Origin of the sequence: Pedobacter sp. PACM 27299, from assembly GCF_001412655.1 — a bacterium.
Lineage (GTDB): Bacteria > Bacteroidota > Bacteroidia > Sphingobacteriales > Sphingobacteriaceae > Pedobacter.
In genome coordinates this window covers 3,652,578-3,669,187 of sequence record NZ_CP012996.1, presented here as the reverse complement: position 1 = coordinate 3,669,187, position 16,610 = coordinate 3,652,578, and the positions used below count along the sequence as shown (strand labels likewise).

The window sequence follows — 16,610 nt, the reverse complement described above, 5'->3', positions numbered from 1 at the left end:
ATTTTCGCAAACCCGGGATACCGCTCATACTTCGAAAGTTACTGACAGCTCAAAGTTGAAATTCGTTGATAAATTGCAGGCCTTTGCAAAGGTTTCTTCTGGAAAAAGCGCAGCAGATTTCAATGCAGATAAAGCCAGAATTGCTCAAGTTAAAACCTTTGATGAGATCAGAAGGACGATGCAAAAAGCAAAGATCTACCTTAAAAGTAACCTGGATACCCCAGATACCAAAGCGGAATTGCTGCAGACGGAGAAAGATTTTGCGATCGCCGGAGATGGGGTTTTTACCAATAAAGGCACTGCACAAACTTTTAGAAACTTAACTGCGACAGCTAAAATACTTGGAGAATTATTGGATAAAACCAATAAAAGGAAGTCTAAACTTGATATTCGTCAGCAGGAACTGAATAATTTTCGATACCAGTTAGACTCATTGCTGAGTGTACCCGCTTTGTTTAAGTTCCCCACCGACTCCACAACGCTCATGAAGTACTTGCAAAAAATCCAAGTGATTGCTTATGAAACGGGGCCTGTAGACACTGCTTTGAATATTGCGAATAATAATGTCCAGGCCTTACTCAATCAGGTAAACATGACGGTTTTTAAATTGCAAAGCAGTTTAGAAGAAATTGAATCCTACCAGCAAGAGATGGTGAGGCATACTTTTAAGAGAGAATTTAATAACATTTGGGAAGCCCAGGGCTTTTACCGCCCCTTTGCGGAAATACTGGATTTCTCGATTACAAAAGGACTATTGACGCTTAATTTTTATATAGAAAATAATGCGGGAAAATTGGTCGTATTCATTTTATTGATCCTGACTTCCTTTATTTACCTGCGCGCTCTGAATAACATTTATATTCAGGCTAATTTATTAAAGCCAGATTTTGAAGGGCAGTTGGTGCTGCGGTATCCATTGCTTTCTGCGATGCTGCTGGTGATCAGTATTTTTCAATTCGTATTCATTTCTCCGCCATTTATTCTGAACGTGATTTCATGGACAATATCCTGCATCTGCCTCAGCTTTATTTTTAAGGGCTATGTGAGTAAGTATTGGATGAATATCTGGTTGATCATGGTGCTGGTTTTTTTGATGTCTGCTCTAGGAAATCTTGTGCTCCAGGCTTCAAGAGTAGAACGCTGGTTCATGTTGGTTACCGCTCTAGCCGGGGTAGCTGTTGGTTTGTTCAGCTTTCTAAGAGGACCTCAGGAAGAATTAAGAGAAAAATGGATCAGATGGTCCATCGCTTTTATGGTGATTCTGGAATTGGCTTCCATCGCAGCTAATGTTTTTGGAAGATATAATTTGTCTAAGACTTTGTTCATCAGTGGGTTTTTAAATGTAGTGATCGCGATTCTTTTCCTTTGGACTGTAAGGCTAATCAATGAAGGCCTGTTTCTGGCTTTTAATGTCTATTCCGGTCAGGACAGGAAACTCTTTTACCTCAATTTTGAAAAAGTAGGAAAAAAAGCGCCAGCACTATTTTACGTCTTGCTGGTAATTGGATGGGTGGTATTATTCGGACGTAACTTCCCTGCCTTTGATTATTTATCGAAGCCATTGCTTAGTTTTTTTAGTGAGGAGCGTACCTTGGGGAGCTATACTTTTACCATCAACAACCTGCTTTTATTTATGACCATCATGGCCACCTCAGTCATCATTTCTAAAGTGGTATCTTTCTTTGCGGCGGATCGGCAGGTGGCAAATAATAAATTAGGACGACAGGGTATAGGCAGCTGGCTGCTGCTGGTGCGTATTTCTATCCTGTGCATTGGCCTATTTCTAGCGGTTGCGGCGGCTGGAATACCGGTAGATCGCATAACCATTGTTTTAGGTGCATTAGGTGTGGGCATTGGCTTTGGTCTGCAAACCTTAGTGAACAATTTGGTGAGCGGACTGATTATCGCATTTGAAAAGCCTGTGAATGTAGGAGATATTGTGGATATCGCCGGGCAGGGGGGAACAATGAAGTCCATCGGATTCAGAAGCAGTGTGATTTCTAATTGGGAAGGCGCAGATGTGGTGGTGCCTAATGGGGATCTTTTAAACGCTCACCTGATCAATTGGTCGCTTGGCGGAAATCGTAAACGCGTCACCATCACCATTGGTATTGCCTATGATTCCGACCTGGAGAAAAGCAGGCAATTGCTGATACAGATTTTGAATGCAGAAGAACGGATCAGTAAAAACCCTGGTCCAGTGGTTCAATTCGAGCAATTTAGTGATAGCTCGATTGATCTCCGGATTTACTTCTGGACCAAACACATCGGAGAGGCTTTAAGCACTAAAAGCGATTTGATTGTAGCTATAGCTGCGGCTTTTAAGGAAAAAGGTATTCAGATTCCATTTCCTCAGCAAGAAATTTTTATTCGAAATTTAGATAAAAATACCGGGGAGGAAGGATAAGTATTGTAAAATCAGGCTAATTAAGCATTTGTCAAAACATGGCCAGCACTTCTTTTTTATAAAATTGTTACTGATTTTTCTTTTTTTAGGAGCTAAGAAACCAATACATTTGAGGAGTTGAAGAAGCACGTATCCATATTTGTAACTATAATCCTCCTCATTTTTTCTACCGGATTGCAGGAATTAATCAAACTGCCCTTACTTTTTCAACACTACTTTGAGCACAAGGCTTTAAATGAGGATATTAGCTTTTCTGTGTATCTCTTCGATCATTATAACTCTATTCCTCATACCGATAACGACGAAGACCGCGACAATCAATTGCCTTTTAAATCAATCGATAAAAACTCTGTTTTAACCAGTCCGGCAACTCCACCATTCCACAAATACACCATCAAAGCATTCAGTGCTTTATTGAAATTACATCCGGTCATCTATCACGACTACCATATTCCTTATGCCCATCTGGATACCATCTGGCAACCGCCAAAAGTTTGATTTATACTACTAAGCCAGAGCAATAATCTCTTGGTTTAGCTTTTATTGTTAGAAGAATAAATCATTATACAATCTTTTTATGTTGAATAAAATCATTGGGTTTTCTGTAAAGAATAAACTCATAGTGGCGCTATTTACCATTGCGCTAGTTATTTACGGTATTTTTGAATTGACAAAACTGCCGGTAGATGCCGTACCTGATATTACCAATAATCAGGTACAGATTATCACCACCGCGCCCTCTTATGGCGCAACAGACATTGAAAGACTGGTCACTTTTCCGGTAGAACAGGCGAGCAGTAATATCGCTGGGATTAAGGAAATTCGCAGTTACAGTCGTTTCGGACTTTCTCTGGTTACTCTGGTTTTTAATGATGATGTAGATGTTTATTGGGCCCGTCAGCAGGTTTCAGAGCGATTGCTTACTGTACAGGCCAGTATTCCCGACGGGATTGGGAAGCCAGAAATGGGGCCTATCTCTACCGGCCTAGGAGAGATCTATCAATACGTATTGAAGCCAAAAAAAGGCTATGAAAGCAAATACGACATTACTGAATTGCGTACCCTACAGGATTGGATGGTGAGGCGCCAATTATTAGGCGTAAAAGGAGTAGCCGAAGTGAGCAGTTTTGGTGGTAAGCTCAAGCAATATGAGGTGGCGATTAAGCCTAATAAATTACAGGCACATGGAATTACTATTGCCGATGTGTTTAATGCGCTGGAAAGCAACAACCAGAATACCGGGGGTTCTTATATAGAAAAGCAGTCGTCCGTCAGCTATATCAGAAGTGAAGGATTGATTGAAAATAAAGATGACATAGAGAATGTAGTCATCAAAAACAAGAATAATAATGTGCCTTTATTGGTCCGCGATGTTGCAGAAGTGAAAATAGGTTCAGCAACCAGGTATGGTGCTTTAATTTACAATGATGAAGGGGAAGTGTCTGGCGGAATTGTCATGATGCTGAAAGGCGCCAACAGTAATGTAGTGATTGAGAGTATCAAAACGAAAATCGCGGAGATTCAAAAGTCCTTGCCGGAAGGTGTGGTCATAGAACCATTTCTGGATCGTACAGATATGGTGAGCAATGCGATTGATACCGTAAAAACGAACCTGATGGAGGGGGCGTTGATCGTGATCTTTGTATTGGTTTTGTTCTTGGGAAATGTGCGTGCAGGGCTATTAGTGGCCTCTGTAATTCCATTATCCATGCTTTTTGCGATCATCATGATGAATTTGTTTGGGGTAAGTGGTAACCTGATGAGCCTTGGTGCGCTTGATTTTGGGTTGATTGTAGATGGTGCAGTCATTATCGTGGAAGCGGTGATGCACCAGCTAAGCCATAGTAAGAAATTTGCCGGATTAAGGACTTTATCTCAGCAGGAAATGGATAAAGAAGTGAAAAGTGCTTCTTCTAAAATGATGAACAGTGCGGTATTTGGTCAGATCATCATCCTGATTGTCTACCTGCCGATTTTTAGTTTGCAGGGGATTGAAGGAAAGATGTTTAAGCCAATGGCGCAAACAGTGGCTTTTGCCTTGTTAGGCGCGTTTATCTTGTCGCTAACTTATATTCCTATGGTCAGCAGTGTGTTTCTAAGCAAAAAGATCAGTGATAAAAAGAACTTCTCCGATCGCCTGATGGCAAAAATAGAAGCTGGTTACAGCAAAATTTTAAATCGGGCATTGGCAATTCCAAAACTCATCCTGAGTGTAGTAGTGGCAATGTTTGTTTTTGCTGTGTTTTTACTGACAAGGTTAGGCGGTGAGTTTATCCCCTCCATCGAAGAAGGGGACTATGCTGTAGAAACGCGGGTGCTTTCTGGAAGCAGTTTAAACACCACAATTGAAAATGTACAAAAAGTTTCAGCAATTCTCAAATCCAGGTTTCCGGAAGTGAAAAATATCGTGACCAAAATCGGCAGCAGTGAAGTACCTACAGAGCCGTTACCAATGGATATGGGCGATATGATCATCAACCTGAAGAAGAAAACTGAATGGACTTCTGCCAGTTCCTTTGATGAGCTGTCTGAGAAAATGAGTAAAGCAGCATCTGAGGTTCCAGGGGTCACTACCAGCTTCCAGTTTCCAGTACAAATGCGTTTTAATGAACTGATGACAGGGGCCAGGCAAGATGTAGTATGTAAGATTTATGGGGAAAACCTGGATACCTTGAGTGTATACGCTAAGAAATTAGGGAATATTGTGAGAAGTGTAGAAGGGACTACGGAGCATTATGTGGAACAGATTAGTGGAACCCCTCAAATTGTGATTAAATACAACAGACCTGCGATTGCACAATATGGGCTTAACATTTCTGACATTAATAGAAACATCAATGCGGCATTTGCAGGACAAAGTACCGGTTTGGTTTTTGAAGGTGAGAAGCGTTTTGAACTGGTGGTTCGATTGGATAATGACAACAGGAAAGACCTTGCGGATGTGCAGCAGTTGCTGATTCCAACACCTGCAGGAAACCAGATTCCATTGAGCCAGGTGGCCACTGTAGAACTGGTTGACAGTCCAAGTCAGATACAAAGAGAAAATACGCAGAGAAGGGTGCTGGTAGGCTTTAACGTGAATGGAAGGGATGTAGAGAGTATTGTGAACGAGTTGCAGGAGAAAGTAGAGGAGCAGATCAAATTGCCAGCGGGTTATACGGTGGCTTATGGTGGGTCTTTTGAAAACCTGAATGAGGCCAAATCCCGATTGTCTGTGGCCGTTCCGGTATCACTGGTCCTTATTTTTCTATTGTTATACTTCGCTTTTGACTCCATAAAGTATGGACTATTGATTTATACCGCCATCCCATTATCAGCAATTGGCGGGATTTTCCTGCTCGCGATGAGGGGTATGACTTTCAGTATCAGCGCGGGGGTAGGCTTTATCGCCTTATTCGGCATCGCCGTGCTGAATGGAATTGTATTGGTTGCAGAGTTTAACCGAATTAAAAAATCAGGAGAAACAGATATGAAAAACGTAGTTATGCAGGGCACGATGACCAGGTTAAGACCAGTATTGATGACCGCTTTTGTAGCTTCTTTAGGCTTCCTGCCAATGGCATTGAGTAATGGGGCTGGTGCCTCTGTACAAAGACCATTGGCAACCGTAGTGATCGGAGGATTGATGATTGCAACTTTATTGACGCTTTTTGTATTGCCGATTTTATATGTGGCTGTTGAGAAAGGGATTAAGCCGGGTAAGCACAGCAAGGCTGTAGTGACGGTGATTTTATTGTTTTTTGCTTTCAGTCCTGCAATTGCTCAAAAACCAATTGGTTTACAGGACGCATTAGACAGTGCAGCCGCTGGAAATATGCTGCTGAAGGGCCAAAAGCTACGGGCTGAACAAGCCAGGTTATTAATTAAGGCGGGCATGGATATTCCTCAAGCCAGCCTGTCAGCTCAATATGGAAAGTTTAATAGTGCTTTAATTGATAATTCAGTTGGGATTAGTCAAAGCTTCAGTTTGCCAGTGGTTTATGGTCGACAAAAACAAAGATTGTCGGAAGAATGGAAGCTGAAATTATTGGAGGTAGATTTAAAGCAGTCGGAGGTTAAAAAGATGACCACTTCCATGTTTTACGAGCTATTGGTAATTGCAGAGCAGCAGACTTTGCTGCGGTCAATGGACAGTACTTATCGGGAGTTCCTTCGGATAGCTGCATTGAGGTTTAAAGCAGGTGAGACGAATATGCTGGAAAAGGCCAGTGCTGAAAATCAGTTGACACAGATCAGCAGACAACAGAAAGAGTTACAAAAGGAATTTAGTTTCCTTCAGCAGCAATTCCTTTTGCTGATCAATGCAGGTGAAATGCGCCTACCACAGGCTTCCGCTATTAAAATGGAATTTGATGCGGTAGATCCGGCTATGCTGGAAAATCATCCGGTATTAAAACTTCATTTACAGGAAGAACAGCTGGCAAAAAGTAATACAAAAGTAGAGCAATCAAAATTGTTGCCGGGACTAAGTTTAGGTTATCAGAATATGAGCTTGCAAGATGGCATTCGGTATGATCTGGGATCCAGATTTCATTCGGTTCAGCTGGGGGTTGGTATTCCAATCTTTTCTGGGGCGCAAAAGGCAAGGATAAGGTCGGCAAGGGCACAGCAGGATGTTGCGGCAATGGAAACCGGTTATGCGCGAAAACAGCTGCAGGCAGACATGGAGAATGGTGTTCAGCAGTTGAAAAAGAACAAAGAAATCGTGCACGACTTTGAAGTCAATGCTTTGAAAAATGCCAGAGAAATTACCGCAGTACTCAATCAACAGCTGCAAAAAGGGGAAATCAATTACCTGGAATGGACCCTGTTAAACCAACAGGCTTTAACTCTACGCATGGATTATCTCAATGCCGTTACCAACCTGAACAACAGTATTATTCAATTGAACTACCTTTTATCAAAATAACATGAAATCTATCATTTTTAAATATTTGCCAGCATTATTGATTCCCGTATTTATTTATGGATGCAGCAGCAGTGCGCATGAAGAGTCGAAAGTAAAAACAAGTACGGACGAAAGTGTCGTTCAACTGAGCCCGGAGCAGGCTAAGCAAATCGATTTGCAGCTTGCCGAAGTGCAGCAAAAGGAGATCAGTACGGTGCTTAAGCTCAGTGGACAGATTGAAGTGCCGCCGCAAAATTTGGTGTCTGTCAGCGTGCCTTTAGGGGGCTATCTGAAATCAACGCAAATGCTGCCGGGTACCAAAATCAGTAAAGGCCAGCTATTGGCTACGATTGAAGACCCACAATATATCCAGTTACAGCAGGATTACCTGAGTACTAAAAATAAACTGGGCTTTGCGCTGAAAGAATACAACAGGCAGCGTGAACTCCATTTGGCAAAAGCTGGAAGTGATAAGGTTTTTCAACAGGCAGATAATGAGTATAAAAACTTTAGTATTGAAAGTAAAGCTTTAGCAGAAAAGCTGAGGTTGATCGGACTTAATCCAGCTAAACTTACCGAAGATAACATCAGCAGGACAATTGGTATTTACTCGCCAATTAACGGTTATGTAAGCAAGGTGAATGTGAATATTGGGAAATATGTGGTTCCCTCGGATGTGATTTTTGAACTCCTGAACCCGAATAATATTCACTTAAACCTGACTGTATTTGAGAAGGACCTGAGCAAGATTAAAATCGGTCAGCAGGTTCTGGCTTACAGTAATGCAAGGCCAGATCAGCAATACCGCACAAAGGTAGCCTTAGTGAGCCATGCCTTAAATGAGGAAAGAAGTACGACGGTTCATTGTGATTTTGAGCAGTACGACCAAAAGCTGGTGCCAGGCATGTACATGAATGCCTCCTTACAGGTTAATAATGATAAAATAGATGCCTTACCAGAAGATGCCTTTGTAAATTATGAGAACAAAGACTATGTTTTTGTGAGTACTGGCCCTCATATTTTCAAGATGACAGAAGTAAAAAAAGGAATCGCGGAAAAAGGTTATGCTGCACTAAATTCAGACTTAAAAGGCAAAAAGATTGTGGTAAAAGGTGCGTATTCCTTGTTAATGAAGTTAAAAAACACGAGCGAAGAGTAAAAGATTTGCTTTGAATTAAGGGATTGACGAGGGCTCATACTTCGTCAACTCCCTTGTCAAGTCGCCATCAAACCCGATTCCTAGCCGAAGCCAATACATTCCTCTTATACTTTTTAATCAACATACCAATATTTCTGCTGCAAACATTTGAGCTAATTAGTAGTTATATTAGTCAGTGTATTTTTAAATCCGTAAAAGCAGCAAGAAATGAAACATTACGATGCGATTATTATTGGAGCAGGGCAAGCTGGGGTACCATTAGCTAAAAAGCTGGCCGAAGCGGGAAAAAAGACCGTTCTGATTGAAAAAAGATGGGTTGGTGGTACTTGTATCAATGATGGATGTACGCCAACAAAAACGATTATCGCTGCTGCCCATGCGGCGCATCAGGCGAGGAAGGCAAGTCTGCTTGGACTGGAAATTGATACAGTTAAAGTTGATCTGAAAAAGATCATGAAAAGGAAGGATGAAATCGTTGATTCCTTCCGTTCGGGGGCTAAAAAAGGTGTTGAATCCACTAAAGGTCTGGATCTTATCCATGGTGAAGCAACGTTTTCAGGGCCAAAGGAATTAACGGTAAAGACTTCAGATGGAGCAGAGCTTTTGTTTTCCGCAGATCTGATTTTCATCAATACTGGGGCAAGACCAAAGATTCCATCGACTCCCGGCCTAACAGGTGGAAACTACCTGACTTCCACTACTATTTTAGATTTAAAGGAAATTCCGGAACATCTGGTGGTGCTTGGCGGCAATTACATTGGATTGGAGTTTGCTCAGTTGTTTCATCGGTTTGGCAGTAAAGTAACTGTTCTTGAAAAATCATACAGAATTGTAGGAGGGGAAGATGAAGATGTTTCTTCAACGCTGACTGAAATATTAGAAGAAGAAGGCTTGAAGCTGCTGACAAAAAGCACGTTAGAGGAAGTTAAAGGAGTCCAAGGCAAATTAAGTATTCAATTGAAAACCGCTGATGGAACGAAAAATATTAAAGCCAGCCATCTGCTACTGGCCATCGGCCGAACGCCAAACACAGATACTTTAAATCTGGACATACCAGGTATAAAAATAGATAAGAACGGTTACGTTCTGGTCAATGAAAAGCTCGAAACATCCGTAAAAGGGATTTATGCACTTGGGGATGTAAATGGAGGGCCTGCCTTTACCCATATTGCTTATAATGATTATACGATTGTATATAGGAATTTGATAGAGAAAGAAAAACTGAGTACGGCAAATCGACAAGTTCCTTACTGCATGTTCACTGATCCGCAGTTAGCAAGGGTAGGACTTTCCGCAGCGCAGGCAAAGGAGAAAGGATTGGATTTTCTGGTGGCAAAAATCCCGATGACGCAGGTCGCAAGGGGCATAGAAACAGGGCAGACTTTAGGTTTTATGAAAGCCATTGTAGACCGTAAAAGTAGAAAAATATTAGGGGCCTGTATGCTTGCAGCAGAGGGCGGTGAGATTATGGCAGTCCTGCAGATGGCCATGCAAGGCGATATTACTGCCGATACGATAAGGTATGGTGTTTTTGCACATCCTACATTCTCGGAGTCCCTAAACAACCTTTTTATGAATATGATAGAGAAATAAATGATTGAATTATTGGGCGTCAGTAAGCATTTTGGAAGTACAGCAGCGGTAAAAGAGGTTTCTTTTACGGTACAGGAAGGCGAAACCATGGTAATTCTAGGAACGAGTGGCTGTGGGAAAACAACCACACTAAAAATGATCAACCGCCTGATCGAACCAGACTTCGGAAAAATCCTTATCAATGGTCAGTCCGCATCTGATGAAAAACCGGAAATGTTAAGACGAAAAATCGGTTATGTAATGCAGAATATTGGTCTTTTTCCTCATTATACAGTTGCGGAAAATATTGCCGTTGTTCCGAAATTGCTGAACTGGCTGGCCTCCCAAATTGAGACCCGCACACTTGAGCTGCTGGAAAAACTTCATTTATCGCCGGATTGCCTGACCTTATTTCCTCATGAATTGAGTGGTGGACAACAGCAGCGGGTGGGGTTGGCAAGAGCACTAGTCGCCGATCCTGCAATCTTATTGATGGATGAGCCCTTTGGCGCACTCGATAATGTAACCAGAACAAATATTCAGGTAGAATTTAAAGCGTTAGAAGAACTCAAGCGAAAAACGATCGTGATGGTGACACACGATGTGCAGGAAGCTTTTGAACTGGCAGATCGGATTTGTTTAATGTGTAATGGAGAGGTCGTTCAAATAGGTACGGCACAAGACCTGCTCTATCGGCCAGTTAATGATTTTGCACGCCAGTTTCTGGATGGTTCACGTTTAGTCCTTGAATTCCTATATCAAAACAAGAATGTTCATGGATGATCGCCAGCAAACGTTATGGAATTTCATGTGGGAGCAAAAGGATAAACTCTTAAGTCAGACTTTACAGCACCTTGGACTCACTTTTACGGCTTTAATACTCGCCATTGCAATTGGCCTTCCTTTAGGCATGTTTATCGCAGGGAAACGTAAATGGGCATCAGGTATTTTGGGCTTTGCAGGTGTATTACAAACGATTCCCAGTATCGCACTGCTTGGTTTTATGATTCCATTATTAGGAATTGGAGCAAAACCTGCTATTGTCGCTTTGCTCGTATATGCACTATTACCCATCATCCGAAATACTTTTACTGGTCTAACAGGAGTAAATGTTGATGTTGTTGAGGCAGCAAATGCCTTGGGAATGAGTAAAAAACAAGTGCTTTTGAAGGTAGAACTGCCTTTGGCGATGCCAGTGATCCTGGCGGGAATCAGAACTGCGGCCGTCATCAATGTTGGAGTGGCCACGCTGGCTTCTTTTATTGCTGCCGGAGGACTAGGGGAGTTTATTTTTGGAGGGATTTCGCTCAACAACAGCAATATGATTCTTGCGGGTGCAATTCCAGCAGCTTTACTGGCAATCCTGATTGACGTTTCCCTCTCCGGACTTCAGAAACTAAATTTGCTGAAAATTAAAAGATTAGCCTTTGCTGCAGTGCTTGTGATGATCTGCCTGATCGGATATGAATGCTGGCCTGCTGCTGTAGGCCCACATAAATTGACCGCAGGATTTACACCCGAATTTATGGGCCGGCAAGACGGAAATCTGGGTTTAAAATCTGTTTACGGCTTAAAGATTCCAACTCGGGTAATCAGCGATGCGGTGATGTATAAGGCAGCGTATGAAAAGGACTTAGATGTCATCAGCGGCTACTCTACTGATGGGCGTTTGAAAGCCTTTGACCTCGTAGTTTTGAAAGACGATAAAGGAATATTTCCGCCTTATGATGCGGTGCCTCTCATCCGTCAAGCAGCTTTGGATAAATTTCCGCAGCTGGAAGAAGTACTGAATCTTTTGGCTGGAAAGATTAATGATTCTACGATGATTTCCTTAAATTACCGTACGGATTATATGAAACAGAGCCCTGAACGTGTGGCCAAAGATTTTTTGCTGTCAGCCGGCCTGTATAAAAGTCCGAGGGGAGGAAAAGGAGCCCTGATACGGATTGGTTCAAAAATATTCGGTGAACAATACATTCTTGCTCAGATTTATCGAATGCTGATAGAAGGTAATACCGATTATCAGGTGGCCACAAAATCCGGGTTGGGTGGTACAAAAATCTGCTTTGACGCATTAGTAAACGATCAGATTGATTTTTACCCGGAATATACTGGTACTGGTTTACTGGTACTATTGAACCCAGATCAGTCCGTACTGAAAAGTGTTGGACAAGACAAAAAGAAAGTGTACGACTATGTGAATAAAACTTTTCAGCAGCAGTACGGGGTCAAATGGCTTAATCCTATAGGCTTTAATAATTCTTATGCCTTAATGATGAGAGAAAAACAATCGAAAGCACTAGGTGTTAATACCATTACAGAACTTAAAAACTACTTAGAGACCAATTAATGATACTATCGGAAAAGTACCTGAAGATTAGAAAACATTCTGAACAGATTTGCGAACCCTTAGAAACCGAAGATTATGTAGTGCAGCCAATTGTGGATGTAAGCCCTCCTAAATGGCATCTTGGCCATACCACCTGGTTTTTTGAAACTTTCATTTTGCAGCCTTTTTCTCTAGGCTATGAGGTGTATAACGACGCTTATAATTATGTGTTCAATAGTTATTATGAAACGATAGGAAACAGAGTGATCCGTACGGACAGGGGGAATCTGAGCCGGCCTGGAGTAAAAGAGATTTATCAATATCGGGCTTATGTTGATGAAGCAATGCTGAGGTTATTGGAAAATCCGGTAACCGAAGAGGTCGAAGAATTATTGCTTCTTGGTTTCAACCATGAACAGCAGCATCAGGAACTTTTGCTGACGGATATCAAGTATATTCTGGGAAATAATCCACTTTTTCCTGTTTATCATTCCGAAGTTAGAGAAAGTAGCCCCCTGCAAACGAAAACGCGTGAAATGATTGGGATAGCAGAAGGCGTATATGAGATCGGTTATACAGGCACCTCATTCTGTTTTGACAATGAATTAGGGCTTCATAAGGTTTATTTACAGCCATTCTCTATCAGTTCAAATCTGGTAAGCAATGCAGAATTCCTTGAATTTATAAACAGCGGAGGCTATCAGAATTTTGAGTATTGGCATTCGGAAGGCTGGGACTGGTTAAACAATAACCAGGTAACTGCACCAATGTACTGGCATTTTATAGATGAACAATGGCATCGTTATACCCTTTCAGGTTTAAAACCAATGAACCTTCAAGAGCCAGTGACCCACATCAGCTATTATGAAGCCTATGCTTATGCCAGCTGGGCTGGCCTACGATTACCTACGGAATTTGAGTGGGAAGTGGCAGCACAGACTTTCAACTGGGGCCAGCGATGGGAATGGACCGAAAGTGCTTACTTGCCTTATCCAGGCTTTAATAAGGCACCCGGGGCAATAGGAGAGTATAATGGCAAGTTTATGGTCCAGCAGAAAGTGCTCCGGGGAGCATCTATCGCCACGCCCGAAGGACATAGCAGAATCAGTTACAGGAATTTTTTTCATCCACACTTAAGGTGGCAGTTTACAGGCTTACGACTTGCCAAATAATATGATCAACAACAAAATAGCAGCGCAAATCATTGCAGAAAGTCAATTCATGCAGGATATTTTAACAGGCCTACAAGCCAGCCCTAAGTTTATGCAGGCGAAATATTTTTATGATCGGGCAGGTGATCTGCTCTTTCAAAAGATTATGAAGTTGGAAGAATATTATGTCACTAATGCAGAAATGGACATCCTGACAAAACAGAGCGGAAAGATTGCAGATCTGATTACCAGTGAAAATACTCCCTTTGACCTGATAGAACTAGGTGCCGGGGATGCCACAAAGTCTATTCACCTACTGAAAGAACTGAGTAACCGGAAACTGGAATTCAGCTATATGCCCATAGATATTTCTGCAGGAATAATTAGTCAACTGGAAGATCATTTGCCGAAAACCTTACCAGGATTGTCGGTAATAGGGTTGAATGGTGATTATTTTGAAATGCTTGAAAAAGGCACTACACTGTCCAGTCGTAGGAAAGTGGTATTATTTATGGGGGCTAATATTGGCAATATGGACGTTGCCGAAGCAGAGGATTTCTGTAGCACATTAAGAGCTTCTTTAACTAAAGGTGATATTTTAATTATTGGTTTTGACCTGAAGAAAGATCCAAAGCAGATATTGGCGGCTTATAATGATTCCCACGGGATTACTGCAGCCTTTAACCTCAACCTGCTGACCCGTATTAACAGAGAATTGAATGCGGATTTTAAACTGGAGGCTTTTGAACATTATCCTTTCTATGACCCGGAATCTGGTGCCTGTAAAAGTTACCTGATCAGTTTAAAATCACAGGAGGTTCGGATTGGAGAGGAGGCGCTCATTCATTTTGAGGCTTACGAGCCTGTTTACATGGAGATTTCACAAAAATACTCCCTTCAAGACATAGAGGAGATGGCGATAGCAACAGGGTTTCAATTTAACCAACGCTTTTTTGATGAACATAATTATTTCGTTGATGCGATTTGGACGGTAGTATAGTTTGTGAAAACTTTATTCCTAGACAGATTGTCTTATAAAAAAAGAGAATCATGTTGAGAAATTCAAAATCATTCAGCTCGTTTTCAGTGGATCATCTGGAAAAAGCAAAAGCATTCTATGGAGAGGTCTTAGGATTAGCATTGAAAGATAATCCTATGGGGATATTGGAAGTCCATGTGGAAGGATCAACACCTATAGTGATCTATCCAAAGTCCAATCATGTGGCCGCAAGCTTCACTATGTTGAATTTTCCAGTTCAAAATGTTGAGGAAACCGTCTCACTTTTAACAAAAAAAGGTGTGAAATTTGAACATTATAATGAGCCGGGTTTTAGAACAGATGATCAGGGGATATTTCGTGGCGAAGGTCCCGTAATCGCCTGGTTTAAAGATCCGGCAGGAAATATTCTTTCGATCATTGAGGGGGCTTAAGATATGGCTTTCCTAATAAGTGTTTGGCTGCTGGATTTCGCGTTTTAATTGCTTTTAAGAGAGTTTTAATGGGTTTTGGCACGGGCTTTGTAACTGGTATGTTACAAATAAAACACATGCCATTATGAAAAAAGCAATTAGAATTTTCAGTTTACTATTGATCGCTACGACGATTTTGATCGCCTGTAAGAAAGACAAAGATCCAGCAGAATCAGACTTCTTTGTAGGCACTTACAACGGTTCAGTTTCTTATCTGAAGGATGGTAATTTAACCAAGAGTTCTGACGGAAAAATCACAGTTAGTAAAGTAGGAGAGACCTACAATTTTTATTTCGGTAATAGTATTCCTGATATCACAGGTGTGAAATTCGAAAAATCAGGAGATAATAGTTATGTAAGTATCGGCAATGGGTTAACCGGTATTAAGATTGATGCCAGTACCCTAAAAATGCTGGTGACTAGAGATGGGGCAACATGGACTGCAGATTGCACCAGATAGTCAATTAGAAAAAAAGACTTCATCATGAAATCATGATGAAGTCTTTTTTTTGCTCGTTATTTTATTCTGAGCCGATTTATTGCCTTTACCCATGATTCATGCTGGCATTTGCTGCAGGTATGCTTTGGGGATGGTGCTAGCTCCTTTACATTGCCGCAATAGGCACATGCGTATATTCCAGGAGTATTGATAGCTTTGTGACAATCGTCAAAAAGTTCGGGTAATATTGGAAGACCATATTTAACCTGTTCATCAGTAAAGTAATAGATGCTAAGGTTACCAGAGGTTTCCAAAATAACTGATTCTACCTGTCCGAGATGAGAAATACTCTGCTGACGCATTTCTGAAAAAAACTCATCATAAGCAAGTCCTTCTTTTCCAAAGTCTTCAATAGAAAATTCTCCATCTTTAATCAGGTAAACGCAGGTTCCTTCAATGAGGTCGTCCATCTTTTTACTTTTGGCCATTAAAAAGGTGGTCATTCGGTAGGCGCTTACAATCACTGCAAAAATCAACACGGGTACCAACAAGCCTATTTCTTTGTAAAACATGGGGTCGCCGGCTGCTGAGCCCAGACTAATGATCACGACAAGTTCAAACACCGAGAGTTGTCTTACGCCACGTTTTCCCAGCAATCGCAAGCCCATTAAGATGATAAAATACATGATGAGGGTACGCAGGCAGATCTCTGCCATGAATTCCCAATCTGCTTCCCCAATTAGAAATTTAGTCCAGTCGATGTTTAATAGCATTTATGATGTGAAGATGGTAATTTACACTATAACAAGTCCGATGCTTTAAGGTTTATGTATTGATTAAACTTTCAATTTTCTGAAGCAGCAGCTGCATTTCGAAAGGTTTTGCCAGAAAATCATTGGCTCCGCTATCCATTGCAGATGTTTTGATCTCTCTGCTAGCAGAAATCATGAGAATCGGTATGTTTTTAGTGGCCGGATCGGCTTTCAGCTGTCTGCATACGTCCCTGCCATCGATACCTGAAAGCCAGATATCAAGAATTAAAAGATCTGGACTGGGTTTCATCGCTTCTAATATGGCAGCACCATTTAAAGTAGAGGCCACATCATAACCCATTAACTCCAGCATTAAGCTGGTTGCATCAACAATTGCGGCATCATCATCTGCTATAAATATCTTTTTCATCTGTAGGATTTCG

The 16,610-nt window shown here is 41.5% G+C and carries 13 protein-coding genes; 11 read left to right on the top strand and 2 right to left on the bottom strand.

Translation table 11 applies throughout. The annotated features are described in order from the left end of the window. Positions 1–55: 55 nt before the first annotated feature. The 11 genes from AQ505_RS15375 to AQ505_RS15325 all read left to right on the top strand — a co-directional run bounded on the left by AQ505_RS15375 (position 56) and on the right by AQ505_RS15325 (position 15,436). Positions 56–2,407: a mechanosensitive ion channel family protein gene (locus tag AQ505_RS15375; RefSeq protein WP_231634891.1), complete on the top strand. Its 2,352-nt coding sequence runs from the start codon at positions 56–58 to the stop codon at positions 2,405–2,407. 117 nt (positions 2,408–2,524) lie between these two features. After that, a complete protein-coding gene (locus tag AQ505_RS15370; protein ID WP_157262401.1) occupies positions 2,525–2,905 on the top strand; it encodes a hypothetical protein in 381 nt (126 codons plus the stop codon). 79 nt (positions 2,906–2,984) lie between these two features. Next, positions 2,985–7,316, top strand: coding sequence for a CusA/CzcA family heavy metal efflux RND transporter (locus AQ505_RS15365; protein ID WP_062548991.1), 4,332 nt, complete (start codon positions 2,985–2,987; stop codon positions 7,314–7,316). Position 7,317: 1 nt separating this feature from the next. Then, positions 7,318–8,454 (top strand): efflux RND transporter periplasmic adaptor subunit, encoded by a 1,137-nt coding sequence (locus AQ505_RS15360; protein ID WP_082461561.1) that lies wholly within the window; start codon positions 7,318–7,320, stop codon positions 8,452–8,454. A gap of 207 nt (positions 8,455–8,661) precedes the next feature. Further along, the gene (gene lpdA, locus AQ505_RS15355) at positions 8,662–10,047 is read left to right on the top strand and encodes a dihydrolipoyl dehydrogenase (protein WP_062548990.1); all 1,386 of its coding nucleotides are present in this window, start codon (positions 8,662–8,664) and stop codon (positions 10,045–10,047) included. Next, positions 10,048–10,809 (top strand): ABC transporter ATP-binding protein, encoded by a 762-nt coding sequence (locus AQ505_RS15350; protein WP_062548989.1) that lies wholly within the window; start codon positions 10,048–10,050, stop codon positions 10,807–10,809. After that, positions 10,802–12,376 (top strand): ABC transporter permease/substrate-binding protein, encoded by a 1,575-nt coding sequence (locus AQ505_RS15345; RefSeq protein ID WP_062551047.1) that lies wholly within the window; start codon positions 10,802–10,804, stop codon positions 12,374–12,376. The genes AQ505_RS15350 and AQ505_RS15345 overlap by 8 nt, the downstream gene beginning before the upstream one ends. Then, on the top strand, positions 12,376–13,527 hold the full coding sequence (egtB, locus tag AQ505_RS15340) for an ergothioneine biosynthesis protein EgtB (RefSeq protein WP_062548988.1): 1,152 nt from the start codon (positions 12,376–12,378) through the stop codon (positions 13,525–13,527). Before AQ505_RS15345 ends, egtB begins: the two co-directional genes overlap by 1 nt. Before the next feature lies 1 nt (position 13,528). Continuing rightward, a complete protein-coding gene (locus AQ505_RS15335; RefSeq protein ID WP_062548987.1) occupies positions 13,529–14,506 on the top strand; it encodes an L-histidine N(alpha)-methyltransferase in 978 nt (325 codons plus the stop codon). 50 nt (positions 14,507–14,556) lie between these two features. Further along, a complete protein-coding gene (locus AQ505_RS15330; RefSeq protein ID WP_062548986.1) occupies positions 14,557–14,937 on the top strand; it encodes a VOC family protein in 381 nt (126 codons plus the stop codon). A 124-nt stretch (positions 14,938–15,061) separates the two neighbouring features. After that, positions 15,062–15,436 (top strand): hypothetical protein, encoded by a 375-nt coding sequence (locus tag AQ505_RS15325; protein WP_062548985.1) that lies wholly within the window; start codon positions 15,062–15,064, stop codon positions 15,434–15,436. A gap of 56 nt (positions 15,437–15,492) precedes the next feature. Here the strand turns inward: AQ505_RS15325 and AQ505_RS15320 are convergent, their stop codons facing one another. After that, positions 15,493–16,188: a DUF421 domain-containing protein gene (locus AQ505_RS15320; RefSeq protein ID WP_062548984.1), complete on the bottom strand. Its 696-nt coding sequence runs from the start codon at positions 16,186–16,188 to the stop codon at positions 15,493–15,495. Positions 16,189–16,240: 52 nt separating this feature from the next. Further along, positions 16,241–16,597 (bottom strand): response regulator, encoded by a 357-nt coding sequence (locus AQ505_RS15315; protein ID WP_231634890.1) that lies wholly within the window; start codon positions 16,595–16,597, stop codon positions 16,241–16,243. Positions 16,598–16,610 lie beyond the last annotated feature (13 nt).